This window comes from Pasteurella skyensis, assembly GCF_013377295.1.
GTDB lineage: Bacteria > Pseudomonadota > Gammaproteobacteria > Enterobacterales > Pasteurellaceae > Phocoenobacter > Phocoenobacter skyensis.
This window is the reverse complement of sequence record NZ_CP016180.1, coordinates 241,200-260,844: the sequence shown is the minus strand read 5'-3', so window position 1 is coordinate 260,844 and position 19,645 is coordinate 241,200. Positions and strand designations below refer to the sequence as shown.

The following is a 19,645-nucleotide window of genomic DNA, read 5'->3' as shown; positions in this document are numbered from 1 at the left end:
ATATTTTTTTATTATGATGTTTGCCCCACTCTAAAATAAGAGTGGGGTCATAGATTGACTTATTTTGTTATGCGCTTATATTTAATACGGCGAGGTTGTATTGCTTCCGCTCCAAGTGTTTTCTTTTTCCACTCTTCATAATCTGAGAAGTTTCCTTCATAGAAGGTCACTTTACCTTCATCACCGTAATCTAAAATATGGGTCGCAATACGGTCTAAGAACCAACGGTCGTGGGAAATAACCATTGCACAACCTGGAAACTCTAATATTGCGTTTTCTAACGCTCGTAAGGTTTCTACATCAAGATCATTGGTTGGTTCATCAAGTAATAAGACATTACCACCCACTTGCAATAACTTAGCTAAATGTAACCGTCCACGTTCACCCCCTGAAAGTTCGCCAACACGTTTTTGTTGATCCACGCCTTTAAAGTTAAAGCGTCCAACATAAGCACGGCTTGGAATTTCAAAATTTCCAATGGTTAAAATATCTTGTCCATTAGAAATTTCTTCCCAAACGGTTTTGGTATCATTCATTTCATCACGGAACTGATCCACAGAAGCTAAAACGACCGTATCACCTAAGGTAATCGAGCCACTATCTGGTTGCTCTTTATTTGAAAGCATACGGAATAATGTGGATTTACCTGCACCATTCGCACCGATAATCCCCACAATCGCCCCTTTTGGAATTGAGAATGAAAGATCATCAATTAAGGTACGATCACCATAGGATTTAGTTAAGTTTTGAACTTCAATCACTTTATCCCCTAAACGTGGACCTGGTGGAATAAAGAGTTCATTCGTTTCATTACGTTTTTGATAATCACTAGAGGTTAATTCATCAAAACGAGCCATACGTGCTTTTGATTTTGCTTGACGCCCTTTAGGATTTTGACGAACCCATTCTAACTCTTTCTCAATCGATTTCTGACGAGCAGACTCTGTTGCCTGTTCTTGGGCTAAACGTTTTTCTTTTTGCTCTAACCACGTTGAATAGTTACCTTCCCAAGGAATACCTTCGCCTCGATCAAGCTCTAAGATCCAACCTGCCACATTGTCTAAGAAGTAGCGGTCATGGGTAATTGCCACGACTGTACCTTCATAATCGTGTAAGAAACGCTCTAACCATGCGACAGACTCAGCATCTAAGTGGTTAGTCGGTTCATCAAGTAACAACATATCAGGTTTTTCTAGCAATAAACGGCACAGTGCAACACGGCGACGTTCCCCTCCTGATAATGTGCCAATTTTTGCATTCCATTCAGGTAAACGTAACGCATCGGCAGCACGCTCTAATTGGTGTTGTAAATTATGCCCATCTGCAGCTTGAATAATAGCTTCAAGTTTAGCTTGTTCTGTCGCTAATTTATCAAAATCAGCATCAGGATCAGCATAAAGCGCATAAACTTCATCTAAACGAGTTAAGGCATTTTTTATCTCGGCAACAGCTTCTTCAACAGCTTCCTGTACCGTTTGTTCTGGATCTAATTTTGGTTCTTGTGGCAGATAACCAATTTTAATACCAGGTTGCGGACGAGCCTCCCCTTCAAATTCTTTATCGATCCCTGCCATAATGCGTAGTAAGGTTGATTTACCCGCACCATTTAAACCTAGCACCCCAATTTTTGCACCAGGGAAAAAACTTAATGAAATATCTTTTAAAATTTGACGCTTAGGTGGAACAATTTTCCCCACTCTGTGCATCGTATAAACAAATTGTGATGACATTCTTTTTCCTTTCTTTTGTTATCTTAAAAATTTAGAAATAGTTTACTGCAAAATGTAATAAAAATATATCAAAGCACCGCTATTTCTCTATTAGATTATGCTTTAATGTTTGTTTTTTATGACAAAAAAACGCATCTAATGAATAAATTAGCATTGCAGTCCAAATAAAAATAAATCCAATAAATGTATAAATATCAAAGGGTTCACCAAATACTACTAAACCACAAAAGAATTGCAGTGTTGGGCTGATATACTGTAAAAAACCTACTGTAGATAATCTTAGTGTTTTTAAACTGTTTGTCATTAACATTAATGGTAATAGAGTGACTGCTCCTCCACATATTAGTAATACTTGTGTTATCAAAGAGCCATTAAAAATCGCTTGGCTATGGTTTCCAAATAATACATACAATGCCGCAGGTATCACGATTAACCCAGTTTCAATAAACATTGCGGTTTGAGTATCCAAACTAACCCATTTGCGTAATAAAGCATAAATTGCGACAGTACTTGCTAAACCTAATGCAATAAAAGGAATTCGTCCATAAATAATGGTTAAAAAGATAACGCCTAAAAATGCCAAAATAACAGCAATATACTGCAAACGACGTAATCGCTCACTTAAAAATATAACGCCTAATAACACATTACATAAAGGACTAATATAATAACCTAAACTTGATTCTAAAATATGCCCATTCGTTACTGCCCAAATATAAATTAGCCAGTTACCACTAATCAATAATGAAGTAATCAATAGAATGAGTACATTTTTTTTATTTTTAAGTCCCTGCAAAACTCGAATAAGTTTATTTCTACCGATAATAATGACAAATAACAGAACAAATGACCATAAAATGCGGTGTCCTATGATCTCTGTTGCAGGAATATGCTTTAATAGCGCCCAATAAAGAGGGAAAAGCCCCCATATAGTATATGCCAAAATGGCTTGTATCAAACCTACTGATAATTTCATCTATTTTCACCTTATCGCTTATTTTTATCTAACCCATTTTTCATTGCTAATAAAATCCCTAACCCAATAAATGCACCAGGTGGAAGCACTGCGAGTAATAAACCTGAATCAAAATTAAAAATATCTAAACGCAATCCCTTTGCCCAGTCACCCAGCAATAGATCTAAGCCGTCAAATAAAGTTCCTCTACCTATTAACTCACGCATCGCACCTAATACCACTAACACGAAAGTCATTCCTAATCCCATTGCAAAGCCATCGAAAGCAGAGTGTATAACCGAGTTTTTAGAGGCATAGGCTTCAGCTCGCCCAATTACAATACAATTAGTCACTATCAATGGAATAAAAATACCCAGAGATTGATAAATAGGATAAGCGAAAGCATTCATCAATAATTGAGCCGCTGTTACCATTGTGGCAATAATCATTACGTAAATAGGAATACGGATATCGTGAGGCGTAAATTTTTTGAACAGTGAAACAAGGGTGTTAGTACAAATTAACACCATTAAGGTTGCTACCCCTAAGCCTAAGGCATTAGTCACATTATTAGATACTGCCAATAAAGGGCATAATCCTAATAATTGTACTAATGCACCATTATTTTTCCACACACCATCTTTGAGTAATTTTTTCCATTCTGAAGAGGGGGCTGGTGTATCTTCAATTTGTTTAATGGGAATTTGATTTTCTGTCATTTTTATTCCTAATTACAATCTGGAAATGTTCTAATTAATTTGGGTTGCAACAGTAAGGTTGTTACAAACCACTTCGCACTTTCTCGTACATTATTAACTACCGCTCTTGGTGTAACTGTCGCACCAGTAAACTGATCAAAAGTACCGCCATCTTTCTTAACGAACCACTGTTTTTCATTATTTTCTAACAGATAGGCCGTTAATGTTGCTCCTGTCAGTTGATCATATTTACCACCGTATTTATTTTCGGAAATCTCATTTAAACTGAGTTTTTTTCCATTAAAGGAGAGGATCCAATCTGATATTCTAATATCAATTTTATCTCCCAATCCCGGTGTTTCATTATGAGTTAATACTCGTACGCCTAGTACTTTTACACTTTTTTCTAAACGATCAAGTTGAAAGCCTTCCAGTAATACAATATCACCAGCATAGCCATTGGGTGCGCTACTTTGAATAGCATAAGCGGTTACTTTATTCTCTTTTTTTGCAATATAAATTTTGTTTAAAAAAGGAAAATCAGCTAATGGTATTTTTTTACAAGTAGCTAAAATATCGTTATCCATTATTTCTTGAGGAATAACTTCATTTAAAAATTGACGCTGTTGCTGTGCGATAACATTATCAATTTTATCTTTTGTTAGCCAATAAATACCCACAGAAAAAGAAGTACAAACCAATGCAACTGTTGCTAAGATAAAAGCATAACGCATTGAAATATTAAACGGTTTCATCTTATCTCCTTTTCCCTAACTTAGTGCCATATAAACGTGGTTGAGTATAATGATCTATTAATGGAACACAAATATTTGCTAGTAAAACAGAAAATGCAACGGCATCAGGGTAATTTCCATAATAACGAATGATATAAAGTAATAACCCAATCAAGGCTCCAAAAATTAACTTACCTTGAGGAGTAGTAGAGGCAGTGACAGGATCCGTTGCAATAAAAAACGCCCCAAACATCATTGCTCCACTAAGTAATTGAGCATAAAAACTTAAGTGAGAAGTCACATCAGCAAGGAGCATATCAGTTAAGAATGCACACAACGTGAACACACTTAACATTGCAACAGGAATTTGCCAATGAATAATACGTTTATAGAGTAACACCAATCCACCCAATAAAAATGCCACATTTACTTGCCACCAGCCTTGTGCAACATCCCAACTTCCTTTAATAAAAATTGGCGATTTTACAAGATCATAATAAGCGACATCAGGATTACAATCAGAACATAAACTAGCATAAAAGGTTTTTGCACTATCTAATGGGGTTGCTTGAGACACACCATCAACTTGACTGATTAATTGGTACAAATCAATCCCTTGAGTAGTCACTCCTGAAAAAACTAATGATAAGTGATCGCTAAAATTAAGAGGATGTTTCAGTAGTTCAACAGGAACAGCCCACGAGGTCATTTGTACTGGGAAAGAAACTAACAACAACGCATAGCCTACCATTGCAGGATTAAAAATATTTTGCCCCAAACCTCCATAACAATGTTTTGCTAACAACAATGCCGCTAAGGTTCCAATCACAATAATCCAGTAAGGTGCATAAGGTGGAATTGCCATTGCCAACATCATTGCTGTGACTAACCCAGTCAAATCCGCTAAATAATAAGCGGTTGGTTTATGGCGTAATTTTGCAACAGCCAATTCAATAACGGTCGCCAAACTCAATGCAATAGCTATTTGAATAAGCACACCATAACCAAAATAGTAACACTGCATTGCCAATGCAGGTAACATCGCCCCCATCACCCATAACATAAATTTTGCAGTGAGATTGCTGGAGTGAGTATGTGGAGAGCTTGCCATTTTAAACATTATCATCTTCCTTTCTATTATTCTTTTGTGCTTCTTTTTTTGCTTTAGCTCTTGCTATTGCTTGTGCGACAGCAAGTTTACGAGGGTCTTGTTCTGTTTGTGTCGTGCCTGTTTTTGCAGATTGTTTCTCAGAAGTGACCGCTTGCTGTTCTTTTTGTTGAGCTTCTTTTTTCGCTTTAGCTCTTGCTAATGCTTGTGCCACAGCAAGTTTACGAGGATCTTGTTCTGTTTGTGAGGTTTCATTTTTTGTAAATTGTTGCTCAGAAGTGACCGCTTGCTGTTCTTTTTGTTGTGCTTCTTTTTTCGCTTTGGCTCTTGCTAAGGCTTGTGCAACAGCCAGTTTACGAGGATCTTGTTCTGTTTGTGAAGTTTCATTTTTTGCAAATTGTTGCTCAGAAGTCACCGCTTGTTGCTGTTTGGCTAAGCGTCTAGCTTTGCGTAGTGCCATTAACTCACTGTTATCTGGCTCACCTGCAATCGTTGTTTTAATCGCTTTAATTTCTACTTTTTGAGCTTGCTCTTTTTTTGCTTTTAAGCGAGCGAGAGCCGCTTGAACAGGATCTTCTCCCTGCTGTTTTGATATCTGTTCACGACGTTTATCAGCCGCTTCTTGAATACGTTTTTCTCGTGCTTCTTTTTCTTTTTGTAAACGAGCTTCACGAGCCTCAAAGCGTTGTTTTGCCTCTAACGATTGTTTTTCTTTACGCTCAATTTCAGCAATTTCGGCTTTTTCATCTCTAAAATATTGTACCAAAGGAATATTACTCGGACAGACAAAAGCACAAATTCCACATTCAATACAGGCGTCCAAATTATAAGCTTTTGCTTTATCGTGATCTTTAGCTCGAGAATGCCAATATAGTTGTTGTGGCAACAAACCAATTGGACAGGCATCAGAGCAAATTGAACAACGGATACAATTACGCTCTAACTCTTCATCACTATATTCATCCACATTAGGCGCAATCACACAGTTTACGGTTTTGGTTACTGGCACTTGTAATGTTGGCACACTAAAGCCCATTAAAGGTCCACCAATCAAAACGGGGAAACATTTGCTTTCTTCAAATTGTACTTGTTCCAATAAATAATTTAATGGTGTACCTAATCTCGCCCACACATTGCCTTTTTGCCCAATGCGATTACCTGTTAATGTCACCACTCGTTCAATCAAGGCTTCATCATCCATCACCGCACGTTTTACGGCATAAGCCGTTCCCACATTGTGCATAACAATGCCCATTTCAATCGTACGTTTGCTTTGTGGAATTTCAAGTCCTGTTAAAACTTGGACTAGCTGATCCGATGATCCTGATGGATATTTAGTTGGTATAACACGCAGTTGAATATTTTTTGCATTTTTTAAGGCAGATCGTACCGCTTTAATTGCGTTGGGTTTATTATCTTCAATCGCAATAACCACTTCTTGAGGTTGTAATACATATTGTAAAATCTCAATGCCTTCAATCATTTCAGCGGTATAATCCTGCATTAAACGATCATCACAGGTGATATAAGGCTCACACTCTGCACCATTGATAATCAACAGTTCACAGCGAGTATCCGCATAATGTAATTTTGATGAGGTTGAAAATACTGCGCCACCTAACCCTGCAACACCTTTTTGGTAAATTTTATCAATAATCGTACCGCTATCATATTGAGTGTAATCAGTGATGGGGCAACGCTCACACCATTTATCTTCACCATCTGCTTGAATAACCACCGTTAATTCAGGTGACGCATTGATGTTGGTTGAAATATGTTCACCAATGGCAATCACTCGTCCTGATGTTGGAGAGTGAACAGGTAATTGTCTAAAATTCTCACCTTGAGTTAAAGGTTGTCCTTTTAAAACTTTATCTCCCTCTTTAACGATCAAGTCCCCCGCAGAACCAGAATGCTGCACTACTGGTACATAAAAATGGCTTGGCAATGGCAAACGTTTAATAGGCGTTTGATTTGATTGCGATTTCATTTCTGGGGGATGTATGCCACCCGGGAAATCCCACAGTTTATTTTGGCGGATACGACTTACTGCATCATTTTTCATTATCGCCTCCCACCACTATTCTCTTTTGTATTTCTGTGGTATTGACAATAGGAATAATCAAGTTTTCATCCAGTGTCCAATTTCTTTTTGGTGTTGCTTGTTTTGATTTTATCATTTTAATACAATCCGTTGGACAAGGTGCAACACAAAGCTCACAGCCAGTACATAACTCAGGAATAATGGTGTGCATTGCTTTATTTGTACCAATAATCGCATCAACAGGGCAAGCCTGAATACACTTAGTACAACCAATACACATATCTTCTTCAATAAATGCCACCATTTCTTCTGGTGCTTCACCTTCCATTTCTGGCGGTTCAACGCCCATTAAATCAGCTATTTTAATAACTAAAGGAGGTCCACCCGGTATACATTTCGTAATATCATCGCCGTTGGCAATCGCCTCCGCATAAGGCTTACAGCCTGGATAACCACATTGAGCACATTGACTTTGAGGCAGGATTGCATCAATTTTTTCAACAATAGGATCGGCTTTAACCTTTAATTTTATTGAGGCGTAACCAAGTACAGCCCCTACAATAAGAGCAATAATGGTTAAAATGGCGATAACATAATAGGTCAGCATTAGATTTTAACCAACCCTGTAAAGCCCATAAAGGCAAGGGACATCAACCCAGCGGTAATTAATGCAATAGAAGATCCTTGAAAAATATGAGGAACATCTGCGGCGGCTAAACGTTCACGTAAAGCAGCAAATAACACTAAGACTAATGAAAAACCCGCTGCTGCACCAAAACCATATAATACTGATTCCACTAGGTTGTTGGATAAATTCACATTTAATAGAGCCACCCCTAACACGGCACAATTTGTGGTAATCAAGGGTAAATAAATACCTAATAGGCGATAAAGAGCGGGACTGGTTTTATGTACTAACATTTCTGTTAATTGTACGACGACCGCAATAATCAGAATAAACGCAAGGGTTCGTAAAAATTGTGCATTAAAAGGGGCAAGAATATAGCTTTCAATTAAATAGGCAGAAAGTGACGCAACGGTTAGTACAAAGGTTGTCGCTAACCCCATACCAATCGCTGTTTCTATTTTTTTAGATACACCCATAAAAGGGCAAAGCCCTAAAAACTTTACTAATACAAAGTTATTAATTAAGGCTGTACTAATAATTAATAAAAGATAATCGACCATATTCCCACAAACTCTCCAAAAATGGTGATCATTATCGCATTTTTTAAAGGATTGGGGTAGGTTTTACCGATATTTTAATTTTTTATAAAAATAAGCGTTTACTTAGTTTTAATTTTTTGCAAATTTTTAATAACAAGTTACCGCTTAAATGATTTTTTACCAGCCCAATGCACGATTAGCCATTAACCACACAACTTCATATAAATTCACAATGATCTGCCACCAAGCACTGCTAAAATTAGGCTATCCATTGATAATTATTACAAACTCTTAGAACATTGTTTTAAACCAATTATATTTTTAGTTCCATACCAACAGTCATCTTCGGAATTGTAAATAACCCACTTATCAAATCCTTGAGAAATTGTCACTTCATAACCACTTCCTATTTTGTGTATTTGTAACCCATATTTTTCAATCAGTGAGATTTCTTCTTTTGATAAATGAATAGTTTGATAATAAAGCGTTATTTCATCTTTGGAAAGAGGGATTTTTGATTCATAAGTTCGAACTTTATCCACTATATTTTTTACTGTATGAATAGCCTCATAATTGGATATTGGATTAAAAGTTGTTATGCTAAGTATCCAAAAAGAAATCAATGCAAAAAATACGATTACAGCAATTTTAAAAAAATGATAAATATTCATTACCACCCCAACGCACGATTGGAGATACATTCTCGTCCTATTTTGAAATGGTCTAACCCAATCAACCCTAAGGTTCTCGCCAATTGAATAGGTAAAAACTCACAACAAAAAATAGAAATCAAGTTGCTAGTTGAACGGATAATTTTATTCTGATCCGCCAAACGATTTTTCTCAAATTGACTTAACAAAGCATAATCGCCTAAATCATTGCCTTGCACAAAAGCACTTGAAAGCAATTTCGCTAATTCAAATAAATCTCGCATTCCCAAATTAAAACCTTGCCCCGCAACTGGGTGTAAAAGTTGTGACGCATTGCCGACAATAGCCAAGCGATGATGAATGTGTGAAGTGGCTTTTTGGGATTGCAGTGGATAACTAAAACGACGACTGGTTCGCAAAAACTTACCTAATTTCCAACCAAAATTTTGTTGTAATTTAACTAAAAACTCGTCATCAGAAAGGCTTAATAATTCATTTGGATCATTGACACACCACACTAACGACATTTGATTTTTGACCTCTGCCGTTTCACACAATGGCAATAATGCCAAAGGTCCTTGCAAGGTAAAACGCTCAAAGGCTTGTTGTTGGTGGGGTTGAGAAATTTCCACATTCGCAATAATCGCCGATTGATTATAATCTCGCAACTGTACCGTTTCCACACCACATTGTTTAGCAATTTGTGATTGAATACCGTCTGCTGCTACGATTAACGCTGATTTTAACTGCGTTCCCGAGCTTAACGTGATTTCACAAGCAGTCTGATTTCGTTCAATATTTGCAACAGTATCAGGGCAGAAAAGTTGAATATTAGAATGTTTTTGAATAAGTTGAAAAAGTTCAAAACCGAGTTTGGCTAACTCCACCACCACGCCCAGTTGTGACAAGTGCATTTCGGTGGCTTTTAAGGTGGTTTTACCAAAATGATGTTGATCTGAAACCTGAATTTTTTGAATTGAGGTGCTAATACGACGCACGACATCGCTCAAATTTGTCGTACCAAGCGGTTGAATTTTTTGTAATTTTTGCAAACTTCCTTGTGCCAATGCGATACTTCTCGCATCAAATCCGCCCTGACTTTTAAAGTCGGGTTTGATCTTTTCCACAATCGCAATTTGCATTTTGTGATCCGTAAAACTACTCAATGCCAATGCAAAAATCGATCCTGTCATCGCACCACCGACGATAACGACATCAAATTGCTGAGCCATATACCACCTCAATTTTTCATTCAAAAAAGCGGTAAGATTTTGCAAATTTCTTACTAAATCTTACCGCTTACAAAAGTTATAATCTCATTCAATTAATTTTGAAAGGCTATCAATTAACTCATTCTTTTCTTGATCAGTAATAGTATTATTATACTCTAATAATTTTAATGCAAATTTTCTTAATGTATTATTAAACCATTTTTCATTTTTAACTTTATTTTTAGATAAAACTATTTCTAACCACTCTGCTGTTAAAAAATCTTGCCAATCATCTAATAATCTTAATTTTTCATTATTAACAGACAAATTATTTTCTACTATTAACCTGTCTTCCTGAACAAAACGGTATTTATTATTCCAATCTAATAATGTATCAAATCCAATTTGTGGTCTAGGACTTCTATCTGGAAACGGTAGTTTATCTGTAATACTATTTATATAAAATCCAGTTGTTATTTGTATCTTCTTATTTGATCTTTTAATGAAAATAACCCATTCAAAAGGCAAAACTTGTTGAATGCTAGAACCTTGTATTTTATTATTTTTAGTAGATTTTAATTCCACTGATTCATAAAAAATATTAGTTCCATCTGATATTTTCAAATATAAATCTGGATTTGTATATACTGATTTCTTACTTTCAGAAATATCTAATTTTTGATCATCAGTAAGATCTTCTGGAAGTAAAACTTTCACTATTTTATAATTATATAGATTATCAACAGAAATGGTTTCTTCTAAATTATCTATTTTTATAACTAATTCTTTAATCTCTGTATCTAAAATTGAATTATTTTCTATTAAAAATTTCTGAAAAAATAGTTTTAAATGCTCATCCGTGTTTGCTTCACTAGACTGAAACTTAACTTCTTTCAAACCACTAGAATTTTTATTTAATAAGTTCTCTATTTTATGAAAATAAATAGTTAAAAAAGATTGTAGTAGAGAATTATTGTTTTTCATATTCTTCCTTTCCAAAGTAAAAATCCCAATTAGATTCTATTTTTTTAGCAATATGATATGCCAATAATGGTGGAACAGCATTACCAACTAACTTATATCCCATGCTTGGGCTAACAAAAAATTTAGTATGATTTTTATTTTTAGAAATAACAAAATTAAAGTTATCAGGAAATGTTTGTATCCTAGCACACTCTCTAAGTGTTAATCTTCTCTGCTTTAATCCTCTTTCTAACTCGTCTACAATTATTCCACCATTTTCTATGTCTAATCGCCTAAACTCTATATTTCCATGATGTTCAGAACGAATAGTTGGAGCAAGTTTATTCAAGTCAATTTCTTTTTGCCCCTGACAGTGTTTTCCCATAAATTTAGCTTTTGAATAAAATTTTTGAGATAAATCATCGCTTTGTTCTGGTTCTTCTAAATCAAGCAATACACTTTTACTCTTAGTGAACTCCTTCATTAAATGAGCCTTAGAAGAAAAATGAAATTCCCCATTTAAACGATGAGTTGGAACAGGGTATGGTGTTACTTTTTCATCAATATTTTCTTTACTTAATTCTTTTAAAGCCTCATCTGTTAAAGAAGATTTCTTTAAACCAATAAAAAATATTCTTTCTCTTGACTGTGGAATACCAAACTGACCAGCATGAAGGATCTGTGGTGGTAGAACTAAATAACTATCTCCATTTATAGAAGAAAAATCTGATTGAATAATATCTTTTATATCTCCTAAATTAGCTAACCCTTTAACATTTTCTGCAATAAATATTTTAGGCAATGTAATTTCAATGACTTCCTTCATCCACATATAAAGCTTCCCCCGTGTTTCTTTCGTAGGTATAGAATCTTCTATTATATTTCCATTATGATCTTTATGAGAATTAAATCCTTTTCTTTTACCTGAAACACTAAAATCTTGACAAGGAAAGCCACCTGTTACAATATCAACACTATCTGGAAAAATATTTTTATTCCCTTTCCGATAATCCTTAACAAGATCAACAATACTTGCAACTTTAAAAGTATTGCTTAAATCCTTATTTCTTTTATTAGAAAAATAATCATTCCACGTTATTTTTGCTTGTTCATTAATATCATTTGCAAATTCTGTTTGAAAGATAGTATCTTTTAAATAAAAGAAATTATCATCTTCATCTTCTATCCACTGAGAATGTATATCAGAATTAATAGTTGATTTTAAAACTTTAAATCCACCTTCAAAACCAATATCCATTCCGCCACAACCAGAGAACAAAGATAATAAATTCTTTTTCATAATCCCTCTATAAACTTATTGTAAAACTGAAATATCCGCCACATTTAAGAATAGGCGTTGTAGCGAGCCTAAAATCGCTAAACGGTTATTACGTAGTTTTTCATCTTCGGCATTTACCATTACTTTATCAAAGAAGGTATCCACCACATCACGTAAACTTGCCAACTGTTCTAAAATCGCTTGATATTCGCCGTTAGCAAATAGTGGTGCAAGGCTTGAATTTAACGCAATGATTTTTTCTGCCAACACTTTTTCAGCGTCAATTTCACAAAGTGAAAGATCGATCTCGCCAACACTATTTTCCGCTTTGGCTAAGATATTTGCGACACGTTTATTCGCTGCTGCTAAGGCATCAGCACTTTCTAGGGTACGGAAATAAGCCACCGCACGCACACGTGCATCAAAATCTGCTGGTTTTGTTGGGCGACGTGCTAATACCGCTTGAATTACATCAACTGAAATACCTTCATCTTGATACCACGCACGGAAACGACCCAGCATAAAATCAACCACTTCATCAACCACGTTTTTATTTGATAATTTATCGCCAAATAATTGTGCTGATTTTTGGATTAAATCTGTTAAATCTAATGGTAATTTTTTCTCAACGATAATACGCAACACACCTAATGCCGCACGACGCAACGCAAATGGGTCTTTATCCCCTTTTGGATACTGACCGATACCAAAAATACCCGTTAAAGTATCAATTTTATCCGCCAACGCAACACTGCACGCCACCAATGAAGTCGGTAATTCATCGCCTGAGAAACGTGGCATATATTGTTCATTCAATGCAATCGCCACTTCTTCATCTTCACCATCGTGACGTGCATAGTGCATTCCCATTACGCCTTGCGTATCGGTAAATTCAAATACCATATTCGTCATCAAATCACATTTTGATAATAAACCCGCACGTTTTGCTTTGGTTTCATCTGCACCAATTTGTTTTGCAATTTCGCCACTGAGTTGCTCAATACGAGCCGTTTTATCACGTACTGTGCCAAGCTGTTGCTGGAATAATACGGTTTCTAAACGTGGTAAATTATCTTCTAAACGCTGTTTTAAATCTGATTTAAAGAAAAATTCTGCGTCAGCTAAACGTGGACGCACCACCTTTTCATTCCCTTCAATCACAAAAGTTGGATCTTCTGGGTTGATATTCGACACAAAAATAAAGTTTGGTAATAAGTTGCCTGCTTTATCATAAATAGGGAAATATTTTTGATCCCCTTTCATTGTGTAAACTAACGCCTCAGCTGGCACTTCTAAGAAACGCTCTTCAAATTTCGCCGCCATTACCACAGGGAACTCAACTAATGATGAAACTTCTTCAAGTAAGTCTTCTTCAATATCTGCGATACCGCCTAACGCCTCAGCTTTGGCTTGCGAATCTTTTAAAATGATCGCTTTACGCTCTTCAAAATCTGCAATAACCGATCCTTTTTCACGTAAAATTTCAGGATATTGATCCGCATTTGCGATCTCAACTTCTTGTTGTCCTAAGAAACGGTGTCCACGCAACGTTGTGCCACTTTTCACACCTAAAATTTCGCCGTCGATCAACTCATCGCCAAGCAACATCGTTACCGTATGCACAGGACGGATAAATTGTACGGTTTTATCGCCCCAACGCATTGCTTTTGGAATCGGTAATTTTGCCAACGCATTGTTGATAATCTCATTTAACAAGCATTTGGTTTCTTGCCCTTTGATAACCGCACGATGTACCAACCACTCGCCTTTATCCGTTGCGATACGCTCCGCCTGATCAACTGTAATCCCACAACCTCTTGCCCAGCCTTCTGCTGCTTTGGTTGGATTACCTTGATCATCAAATGCCGCCTTAACAGCAGGACCACGTTTTTCAATATTTTTATCTGGTTGCACCAATGCAAGCCCTAAAACTTTAACTGCCAAACGACGTGGTGCGGCAAACCATTCCACTTTATCAAAAGTCAAACCCACTTGATTTAACTCTTGCTCCACATTGCCCGCAAACGCCAGCCCTAATTTTTTAAGTGCCTTCGGTGGTAACTCTTCTGTGCCAATCTCGGCAAGGAAATTTTTTGTTGTCATTTTGTTCTCTCTTTTTGTATTTTTTAATTATACAGCGATTGCATAATAAATTTTGTAACCGATTCGGCACTCACTGCGTGCCGTTTTCAATTCGTGACTCAGAGCATCACAAATTTGCAAATTCTCTCTAAAATCTAACCGCTTTAACCAAAAATAGTTTGTAATTCTTCACAATCTAAAATCACTTTTTCATCGTCTAGCACTAAAGCAGGAATACCAATATTCCCTAAACTCTTTGGTATATCAAACGCCGAATGATTATCACGTAATTTCAAAAAGCGTTTAAAATTCGCCATTGACTCAAAAATATTTACACCTTCATATTCAACATTTAATCGCTCTAATTCTTGAACGAAAGGGGATGTGTCAGGGCATAAATCAGCGTAAAAAAGTGTTAGTTTATTCATTCTAATTATCTCTGTTATATAAGTAATCTTATGTTTTATTGAGCCATTTATTAAAAGAAGTATGATATATAATTTCTTTTTCTAACTTTTCTCAATTCATTCATTAACTCTTTATAAAAACCTTCTTTGTGCTTTTGATGGTATCTTAGGTTCTCTAATTTTTTTTCTATTCTATCTGCGTAACCTTTTTCATAACTATTTTCAGAAAACCAGTCTTTAAAAATAACCCAAATAAACAACATAGACATTGCTAATAGTTCTACTGAAAAAATTAAAAAAATGCTGTGGGATATATCATTAAAAAATATACTTCTTAGTAAAAAGAAAATGTTTAATGGATTAAAGTGATATAAGTATAAACTTAACAAACTATAAATAGTTAAAGATATAATAAAGATTACACTAAAAACACTAATATGCTTCTTACACTTTTTTCTCTTATCAATATTTTCTGTAACATATAGCCCAATATAATATCTAGAATCACTATCTATTTGATCAGAAATTATATATTCTTCTTGACGGGAAGATTCAATTTGCTTTTTATTAGGTAATAGGCTTTTCAAAAAGGTAACCATTTTAGTAGCATTATCTCTCATAAAATAGAATCCTTGATATATTATAAGGATACTAGTCCCTATAGTGCCTATCATAGAAAGTGATTTATAAAACACACTATCCATAAAACTATCCATGATATATACCGCCTAATACCTAATTGAAATATGATCTATTGTTTTTTACACATCGGAAACCCTAACGCTTCACGACTTGCATAATACGCCTCTGCCACACCTTTGGTTAATGCACGGATACGCAAGATATAACGCTGTCTTTCAGTTACAGAAATCGCTTTACGTGCGTCGAGTAAGTTAAAACAATGCCCTGCTTTTAGGATACGTTCGTAAGCCGGCAATGGTAATGGCTGTTCTAATTCTAATAACGCTTTGGCTTCTTTTTCGTATTCTTCAAAGCAGTGGAATAAAAATTCTACGTTTGCGTGTTCAAAGTTATAAGTTGATTGCTCCACTTCGTTTTGGTGGAATACGTCGCCGTAGGTGGTTTTGCCTAATGGACCGTCTGAATATACTAAGTCGTAAACGCTGTCCACGCCTTGAATATACATTGCTAAACGCTCTAAACCGTAAGTAATTTCGCCTGTGACTGGTTTACATTCTAATCCGCCCACTTGTTGGAAATAGGTAAATTGAGTCACTTCCATTCCGTTTAACCATACTTCCCAGCCTAAGCCCCACGCACCTAGTGTTGGGTTTTCCCAGTTGTCTTCCACAAAACGAATATCGTGTACTAATGGGTCAAAACCGAGCATTTTTAAGCTGTTTAAATATAATTCTTGGATATTATCTGGCGATGGTTTGATAACCACTTGGAATTGATAATAGTGCTGTAAACGGTTTGGGTTTTCGCCGTAGCGACCGTCTGTTGGACGGCGTGATGGTTGCACGTAAGCCGATGCCATTGGCTCTGGACCGATTGCACGCAAACAAGTCATTGGGTGCGAGGTTCCTGCCCCCACTTCTAAATCAAATGGTTGCACGATTGTACAGCCTTGCTCTGCCCAGTAATCTTGAAGGGCTAAAATCATACCTTGAAAGGTTTTTACATTGAATTTGGTTGTTGCTGTTGTCATTATTTGTACCTAATTCTTAAAAGTTTATAGAAAATTACTTTTATTATACCTTTAAGCGGTCACTTAGTGGGAATTTTTTGCAAATTTTTATCAAAATCATACCGCTTATATTTACTACAATAGTTCAAAATATCATTTTTTATACATATTTGAGTTCTCGCTGTTAAAATTTATTTATTTATAGATGGCAATCGGTAGATTGAAACTCTATAATTCTAGTTAGACATATTTACATATCTCAATAGGAAAAGTTATGCAATTCTCAAAGATGCACGGATTAGGTAATGATTTTATGGTAATTGATGGAGTGACACAAAATGTGTATCTAAGCCCTGATCTTATTCGTAAATGGGCTGATCGTCGTCGTGGTATTGGTTTTGATCAACTTTTATTAGTCGAACCACCTTATGATCCTGAATTGGATTTCCATTATCGTATTTTTAATGCCGATGGCTCAGAAGTTTCACAGTGTGGTAATGGTGCAAGATGCTTTGCTCGCTTTGTGACGACAAAAGGATTAATCAATAAAAAAGAGATTAAGGTCAGCACTGCTAAAGGCAAAATGACATTACGTTTGCTAGACAATGGCAATGTGCGAGTAAATATGGGACAACCTATTTGGGAGCCTCATAAAATTCCTTTTACTGCAAATAAATTTGAGAAAAATTATTTACTTTTAACCGAAATCCAAACGGCGATTTGTGGTGTCGTATCAATGGGTAACCCTCATTGTGTATTGCAAGTGGATAATGTCGAAACGGCCAATGTAAATAAATTGGGTGCGTTACTCGAAAGCCATGAACGTTTTCCTGAAAAAGCCAATGTTGGATTTATGCAAGTGCTTACTCGCAATCATATTAAATTACGTGTTTATGAGCGAGGTGCTGGAGAAACACAAGCTTGTGGAAGTGGTGCTTGTGGTGCTGTTGCAGTCGGTATTATGCAAGGTGTGTTAGATCATAGTGTGAAAGTAGAATTACGAGGTGGTTCACTACAAATTGACTGGCAAGGTGAAGGGCAAGATCTTTTTATGACAGGCAATACCTCCCACGTCTATGATGGTCATATCCATTTTTAATTTGTAAGGTTAATGATAATGACAAAAAATTTGAAACGCTTTCATACTTTTCATTTAGATGTAAAAGCACAAGAAATCATTAAAGTTTATTCAGCTGAACAACTTTTTAGTGAATGGAGCAAAACAACCTCCCCTAAATTATTATTAGGGCAAGGCAGTAATGTGCTTTTTGTAAAGGATTTTAATGGCACGGTATTTATTAACTGTTTAAAAGGTATTAAGCATCATCAAGATGAAGATTTTCACTACTTACAGGTTTCAGGAGGTGAAAATTGGCATCAATTCGTAAAATGGACGTTAGATAATCATATCGCAGGATTGGAAAATTTAGCCTTGATACCTGGTTGTGTCGGTTCATCCCCCATTCAAAATATTGGTGCTTATGGTGTTGAACTTGAGCAAGTATGCGATTATGTTGAAGTACTTGATTTAACGACAGGAACACAACATCGTTTAACTAACAATGAATGCCAATTTGGCTACCGAGACAGTATTTTTAAACATCAATATAAAGATAAGTTTGCTATTATTGCCGTTGGATTCAAATTAGCTAAAGCGTGGCAACCTAAACTAGAATATGGTTCATTAAGCCAATTTGATGCTAACACCGTGACACCTCAACAAATTTTTGATGAAGTCTGCAAAATACGAATGGCAAAATTACCTAATCCTGATGAATTTGGCAATGCAGGGAGTTTCTTTAAAAATCCTGTGATAGATTTTGCAAAATTTGAACAACTTCGTACCGCTTATCCACAAATGCCGCATTATATTCAATCCGATGGTACGGTAAAATTACCTGCTGGTTGGTTGATCGATCAATGTAATCTAAAAGGCTTTCAAGTTGGGGGGCAATGGTTCATTTAAAACAAGCATTAGTATTGATAAATAAAGACAATGCGACAGGTAAAGATATTGTTGAACTTGCCAAAATAGTGCGTCAAAAAGTACATCAAAAATTTGGCGTAATGATTGCCCCTGAAGTGCGTTTTATTGGTGCTAAAGGTGAAGTCGATAGTGAGGAAATCACTCGATGAGTGAATTAAATAACACATTCATTCAACAAATGTCACAAGGTCAGCTCTATCTTTTTGACTGTATTGATTCAACAAATGAGTACTTACTTACCTATTGCAAAACTGTGCCTCAAGGTTCAGTGTGTATTGCAAAAACACAAACAGCAGGACGTGGCAGACGAGGTCGCCAGTGGGTTGCTCCGCAAGGTAACCTAAATTATTCTTTGATATGGTATTATCCAATCCAACAAAACTTATTATTATCACCTTTGAGTCTAATTATTGGTCTTATGGTTATCGAAAGTTTACAACAACAAGGTGTAAAAGATTTGAGCATTAAATGGCCGAATGATGTTTATCATAAAGGTCAAAAAGTAGCAGGCGTATTGGTTGAATTACAAACCTCACTGCCAAATATTTATTTAGTGATGGGTATCGGAATAAATTTAGCCAAAATAATGGATAAACAAGATAAAATTAACCAGCCAGTCAGTAACCTATCTGAATATGCCATAGATTATAATCAATTGGTTATTTGCTTAACTAAAAAATTACATCAAGTATTGATAGATTACCCACAAACAGGTTTTAAATCTTATACCCAAATATGGCAACATTACGATCTCTTTTTCCAAAAAGAGGTTTCTGTTATCACAGAAACTCAAACATATTGTGGTATTTCACAAGGTATTAATCACAAAGGCGAATTACTACTGAAACTACCCAATAATGAAATCTTAATGTTTTCTATTGGAGATGTGTCTTTAAGACAAAAATAACCACAAAAAAACGCTTATTCTCCAATGTGATAGAGATAAGCGTTTTAATTTATTATGAACTACATCACAATC

18 protein-coding genes and 1 pseudogene are annotated in these 19,645 nt (G+C 35.7%); 3 read left to right on the top strand and 16 right to left on the bottom strand.

Annotated elements, in window-relative coordinates; translation table 11 throughout:
* Positions 1–59: 59 nt before the first annotated feature.
* From ettA to glyQ, 16 genes are all read right to left on the bottom strand, one after another.
* A complete protein-coding gene (gene ettA / locus A6B44_RS01175) occupies positions 60–1,730 on the bottom strand; it encodes an energy-dependent translational throttle protein EttA (protein ID WP_090923019.1) in 1,671 nt (556 codons plus the stop codon).
* A gap of 79 nt (positions 1,731–1,809) precedes the next feature.
* Positions 1,810–2,706, bottom strand: a complete 897-nt coding sequence (rarD, locus tag A6B44_RS01170) for an EamA family transporter RarD (RefSeq protein ID WP_090923017.1) — start codon at positions 2,704–2,706, stop codon at positions 1,810–1,812.
* A gap of 11 nt (positions 2,707–2,717) precedes the next feature.
* On the bottom strand, positions 2,718–3,404 hold the full coding sequence (locus A6B44_RS01165) for an electron transport complex subunit E (protein WP_090923014.1): 687 nt from the start codon (positions 3,402–3,404) through the stop codon (positions 2,718–2,720).
* A gap of 8 nt (positions 3,405–3,412) precedes the next feature.
* Entirely contained in the window at positions 3,413–4,138 is a 726-nt protein-coding gene (gene rsxG / locus A6B44_RS01160; protein ID WP_090923012.1) for an electron transport complex subunit RsxG, read from the bottom strand.
* Position 4,139: 1 nt separating this feature from the next.
* Positions 4,140–5,237, bottom strand: coding sequence for an electron transport complex subunit RsxD (gene rsxD / locus A6B44_RS01155; protein WP_090923010.1), 1,098 nt, complete (start codon positions 5,235–5,237; stop codon positions 4,140–4,142).
* Positions 5,230–7,290, bottom strand: coding sequence for an electron transport complex subunit RsxC (gene rsxC / locus A6B44_RS01150; protein WP_090923007.1), 2,061 nt, complete (start codon positions 7,288–7,290; stop codon positions 5,230–5,232). Before rsxC ends, rsxD begins: the two co-directional genes overlap by 8 nt.
* On the bottom strand, positions 7,280–7,876 hold the full coding sequence (rsxB, locus tag A6B44_RS01145; protein WP_090923005.1) for an electron transport complex subunit RsxB: 597 nt from the start codon (positions 7,874–7,876) through the stop codon (positions 7,280–7,282). Before rsxB ends, rsxC begins: the two co-directional genes overlap by 11 nt.
* A complete protein-coding gene (gene rsxA / locus A6B44_RS01140) occupies positions 7,876–8,457 on the bottom strand; it encodes an electron transport complex subunit RsxA (RefSeq protein WP_090923003.1) in 582 nt (193 codons plus the stop codon). The genes rsxB and rsxA overlap by 1 nt, the downstream gene beginning before the upstream one ends.
* Before the next feature lie 260 nt (positions 8,458–8,717).
* Positions 8,718–9,107, bottom strand: a complete 390-nt coding sequence (locus tag A6B44_RS01135; RefSeq protein WP_090922999.1) for a hypothetical protein — start codon at positions 9,105–9,107, stop codon at positions 8,718–8,720.
* Positions 9,107–10,318 carry a 2-octaprenyl-6-methoxyphenyl hydroxylase gene (gene ubiH / locus A6B44_RS01130; protein WP_090922997.1) on the bottom strand — a complete coding sequence of 404 codons (1,212 nt, stop codon included), beginning with the start codon at positions 10,316–10,318 and terminating at the stop codon, positions 9,107–9,109. Before ubiH ends, A6B44_RS01135 begins: the two co-directional genes overlap by 1 nt.
* An 84-nt stretch (positions 10,319–10,402) precedes the next feature.
* Entirely contained in the window at positions 10,403–11,281 is an 879-nt protein-coding gene (locus tag A6B44_RS01125; protein ID WP_090922995.1) for a hypothetical protein, read from the bottom strand.
* Positions 11,268–12,560, bottom strand: a complete 1,293-nt coding sequence (locus A6B44_RS01120; RefSeq protein WP_090922993.1) for a DNA cytosine methyltransferase — start codon at positions 12,558–12,560, stop codon at positions 11,268–11,270. Before A6B44_RS01120 ends, A6B44_RS01125 begins: the two co-directional genes overlap by 14 nt.
* A 15-nt stretch (positions 12,561–12,575) precedes the next feature.
* Positions 12,576–14,642: a glycine--tRNA ligase subunit beta gene (gene glyS, locus A6B44_RS01115; protein ID WP_090922990.1), complete on the bottom strand. Its 2,067-nt coding sequence runs from the start codon at positions 14,640–14,642 to the stop codon at positions 12,576–12,578.
* A gap of 143 nt (positions 14,643–14,785) precedes the next feature.
* On the bottom strand, positions 14,786–15,049 hold the full coding sequence (locus tag A6B44_RS01110; protein WP_090922988.1) for a hypothetical protein: 264 nt from the start codon (positions 15,047–15,049) through the stop codon (positions 14,786–14,788).
* A 50-nt stretch (positions 15,050–15,099) separates the two neighbouring features.
* Positions 15,100–15,648 (bottom strand): hypothetical protein, encoded by a 549-nt coding sequence (locus A6B44_RS01105; RefSeq protein ID WP_143054835.1) that lies wholly within the window; start codon positions 15,646–15,648, stop codon positions 15,100–15,102.
* 131 nt (positions 15,649–15,779) lie between these two features.
* On the bottom strand, positions 15,780–16,700 hold the full coding sequence (gene glyQ, locus A6B44_RS01100) for a glycine--tRNA ligase subunit alpha (protein ID WP_090922984.1): 921 nt from the start codon (positions 16,698–16,700) through the stop codon (positions 15,780–15,782).
* Between the two features lie 253 nt (positions 16,701–16,953).
* On the opposite strand from glyQ, the gene dapF reads away from it, so the two are divergent.
* The 3 genes and pseudogenes from dapF to A6B44_RS01085 all read left to right on the top strand — a co-directional run bounded on the left by dapF (position 16,954) and on the right by A6B44_RS01085 (position 19,573).
* Positions 16,954–17,778, top strand: coding sequence for a diaminopimelate epimerase (dapF, locus tag A6B44_RS01095; protein ID WP_090922982.1), 825 nt, complete (start codon positions 16,954–16,956; stop codon positions 17,776–17,778).
* A 12-nt stretch (positions 17,779–17,790) separates the two neighbouring features.
* A pseudogene (murB, locus tag A6B44_RS01090) lies at positions 17,791–18,815 on the top strand (UDP-N-acetylmuramate dehydrogenase).
* The gene (locus tag A6B44_RS01085; RefSeq protein ID WP_090922978.1) at positions 18,812–19,573 is read left to right on the top strand and encodes a biotin--[acetyl-CoA-carboxylase] ligase; all 762 of its coding nucleotides are present in this window, start codon (positions 18,812–18,814) and stop codon (positions 19,571–19,573) included. The pseudogene murB and the gene A6B44_RS01085 overlap by 4 nt, the downstream one beginning before the upstream one ends.
* The last annotated feature ends 72 nt before the right edge of the window (positions 19,574–19,645 follow it).

What these genes read in the sequence shown, in the direction of transcription:
- ettA (WP_090923019.1), bottom strand. Translation starts at nt 1,730, where the DNA reads ATGTCATCACAATTTGTTTATACGATGCACAGAGTGGGGAAAATTGTT.
- rarD (WP_090923017.1), bottom strand. Translation starts at nt 2,706, where the DNA reads ATGAAATTATCAGTAGGTTTGATACAAGCCATTTTGGCATATACTATA.
- A6B44_RS01165 (WP_090923014.1), bottom strand. Translation starts at nt 3,404, where the DNA reads ATGACAGAAAATCAAATTCCCATTAAACAAATTGAAGATACACCAGCC.
- rsxG (WP_090923012.1), bottom strand. Translation starts at nt 4,138, where the DNA reads ATGAAACCGTTTAATATTTCAATGCGTTATGCTTTTATCTTAGCAACA.
- rsxD (WP_090923010.1), bottom strand. Translation starts at nt 5,237, where the DNA reads ATGTTTAAAATGGCAAGCTCTCCACATACTCACTCCAGCAATCTCACT.
- rsxC (WP_090923007.1), bottom strand. Translation starts at nt 7,290, where the DNA reads ATGAAAAATGATGCAGTAAGTCGTATCCGCCAAAATAAACTGTGGGAT.
- rsxB (WP_090923005.1), bottom strand. Translation starts at nt 7,876, where the DNA reads ATGCTGACCTATTATGTTATCGCCATTTTAACCATTATTGCTCTTATT.
- rsxA (WP_090923003.1), bottom strand. Translation starts at nt 8,457, where the DNA reads ATGGTCGATTATCTTTTATTAATTATTAGTACAGCCTTAATTAATAAC.
- A6B44_RS01135 (WP_090922999.1), bottom strand. Translation starts at nt 9,107, where the DNA reads ATGAATATTTATCATTTTTTTAAAATTGCTGTAATCGTATTTTTTGCA.
- ubiH (WP_090922997.1), bottom strand. Translation starts at nt 10,318, where the DNA reads ATGGCTCAGCAATTTGATGTCGTTATCGTCGGTGGTGCGATGACAGGA.
- A6B44_RS01125 (WP_090922995.1), bottom strand. Translation starts at nt 11,281, where the DNA reads ATGAAAAACAATAATTCTCTACTACAATCTTTTTTAACTATTTATTTT.
- A6B44_RS01120 (WP_090922993.1), bottom strand. Translation starts at nt 12,560, where the DNA reads ATGAAAAAGAATTTATTATCTTTGTTCTCTGGTTGTGGCGGAATGGAT.
- glyS (WP_090922990.1), bottom strand. Translation starts at nt 14,642, where the DNA reads ATGACAACAAAAAATTTCCTTGCCGAGATTGGCACAGAAGAGTTACCA.
- A6B44_RS01110 (WP_090922988.1), bottom strand. Translation starts at nt 15,049, where the DNA reads ATGAATAAACTAACACTTTTTTACGCTGATTTATGCCCTGACACATCC.
- A6B44_RS01105 (WP_143054835.1), bottom strand. Translation starts at nt 15,648, where the DNA reads ATGAGAGATAATGCTACTAAAATGGTTACCTTTTTGAAAAGCCTATTA.
- glyQ (WP_090922984.1), bottom strand. Translation starts at nt 16,700, where the DNA reads ATGACAACAGCAACAACCAAATTCAATGTAAAAACCTTTCAAGGTATG.
- dapF (WP_090922982.1), top strand. Translation starts at nt 16,954, where the DNA reads ATGCAATTCTCAAAGATGCACGGATTAGGTAATGATTTTATGGTAATT.
- A6B44_RS01085 (WP_090922978.1), top strand. Translation starts at nt 18,812, where the DNA reads ATGAGTGAATTAAATAACACATTCATTCAACAAATGTCACAAGGTCAG.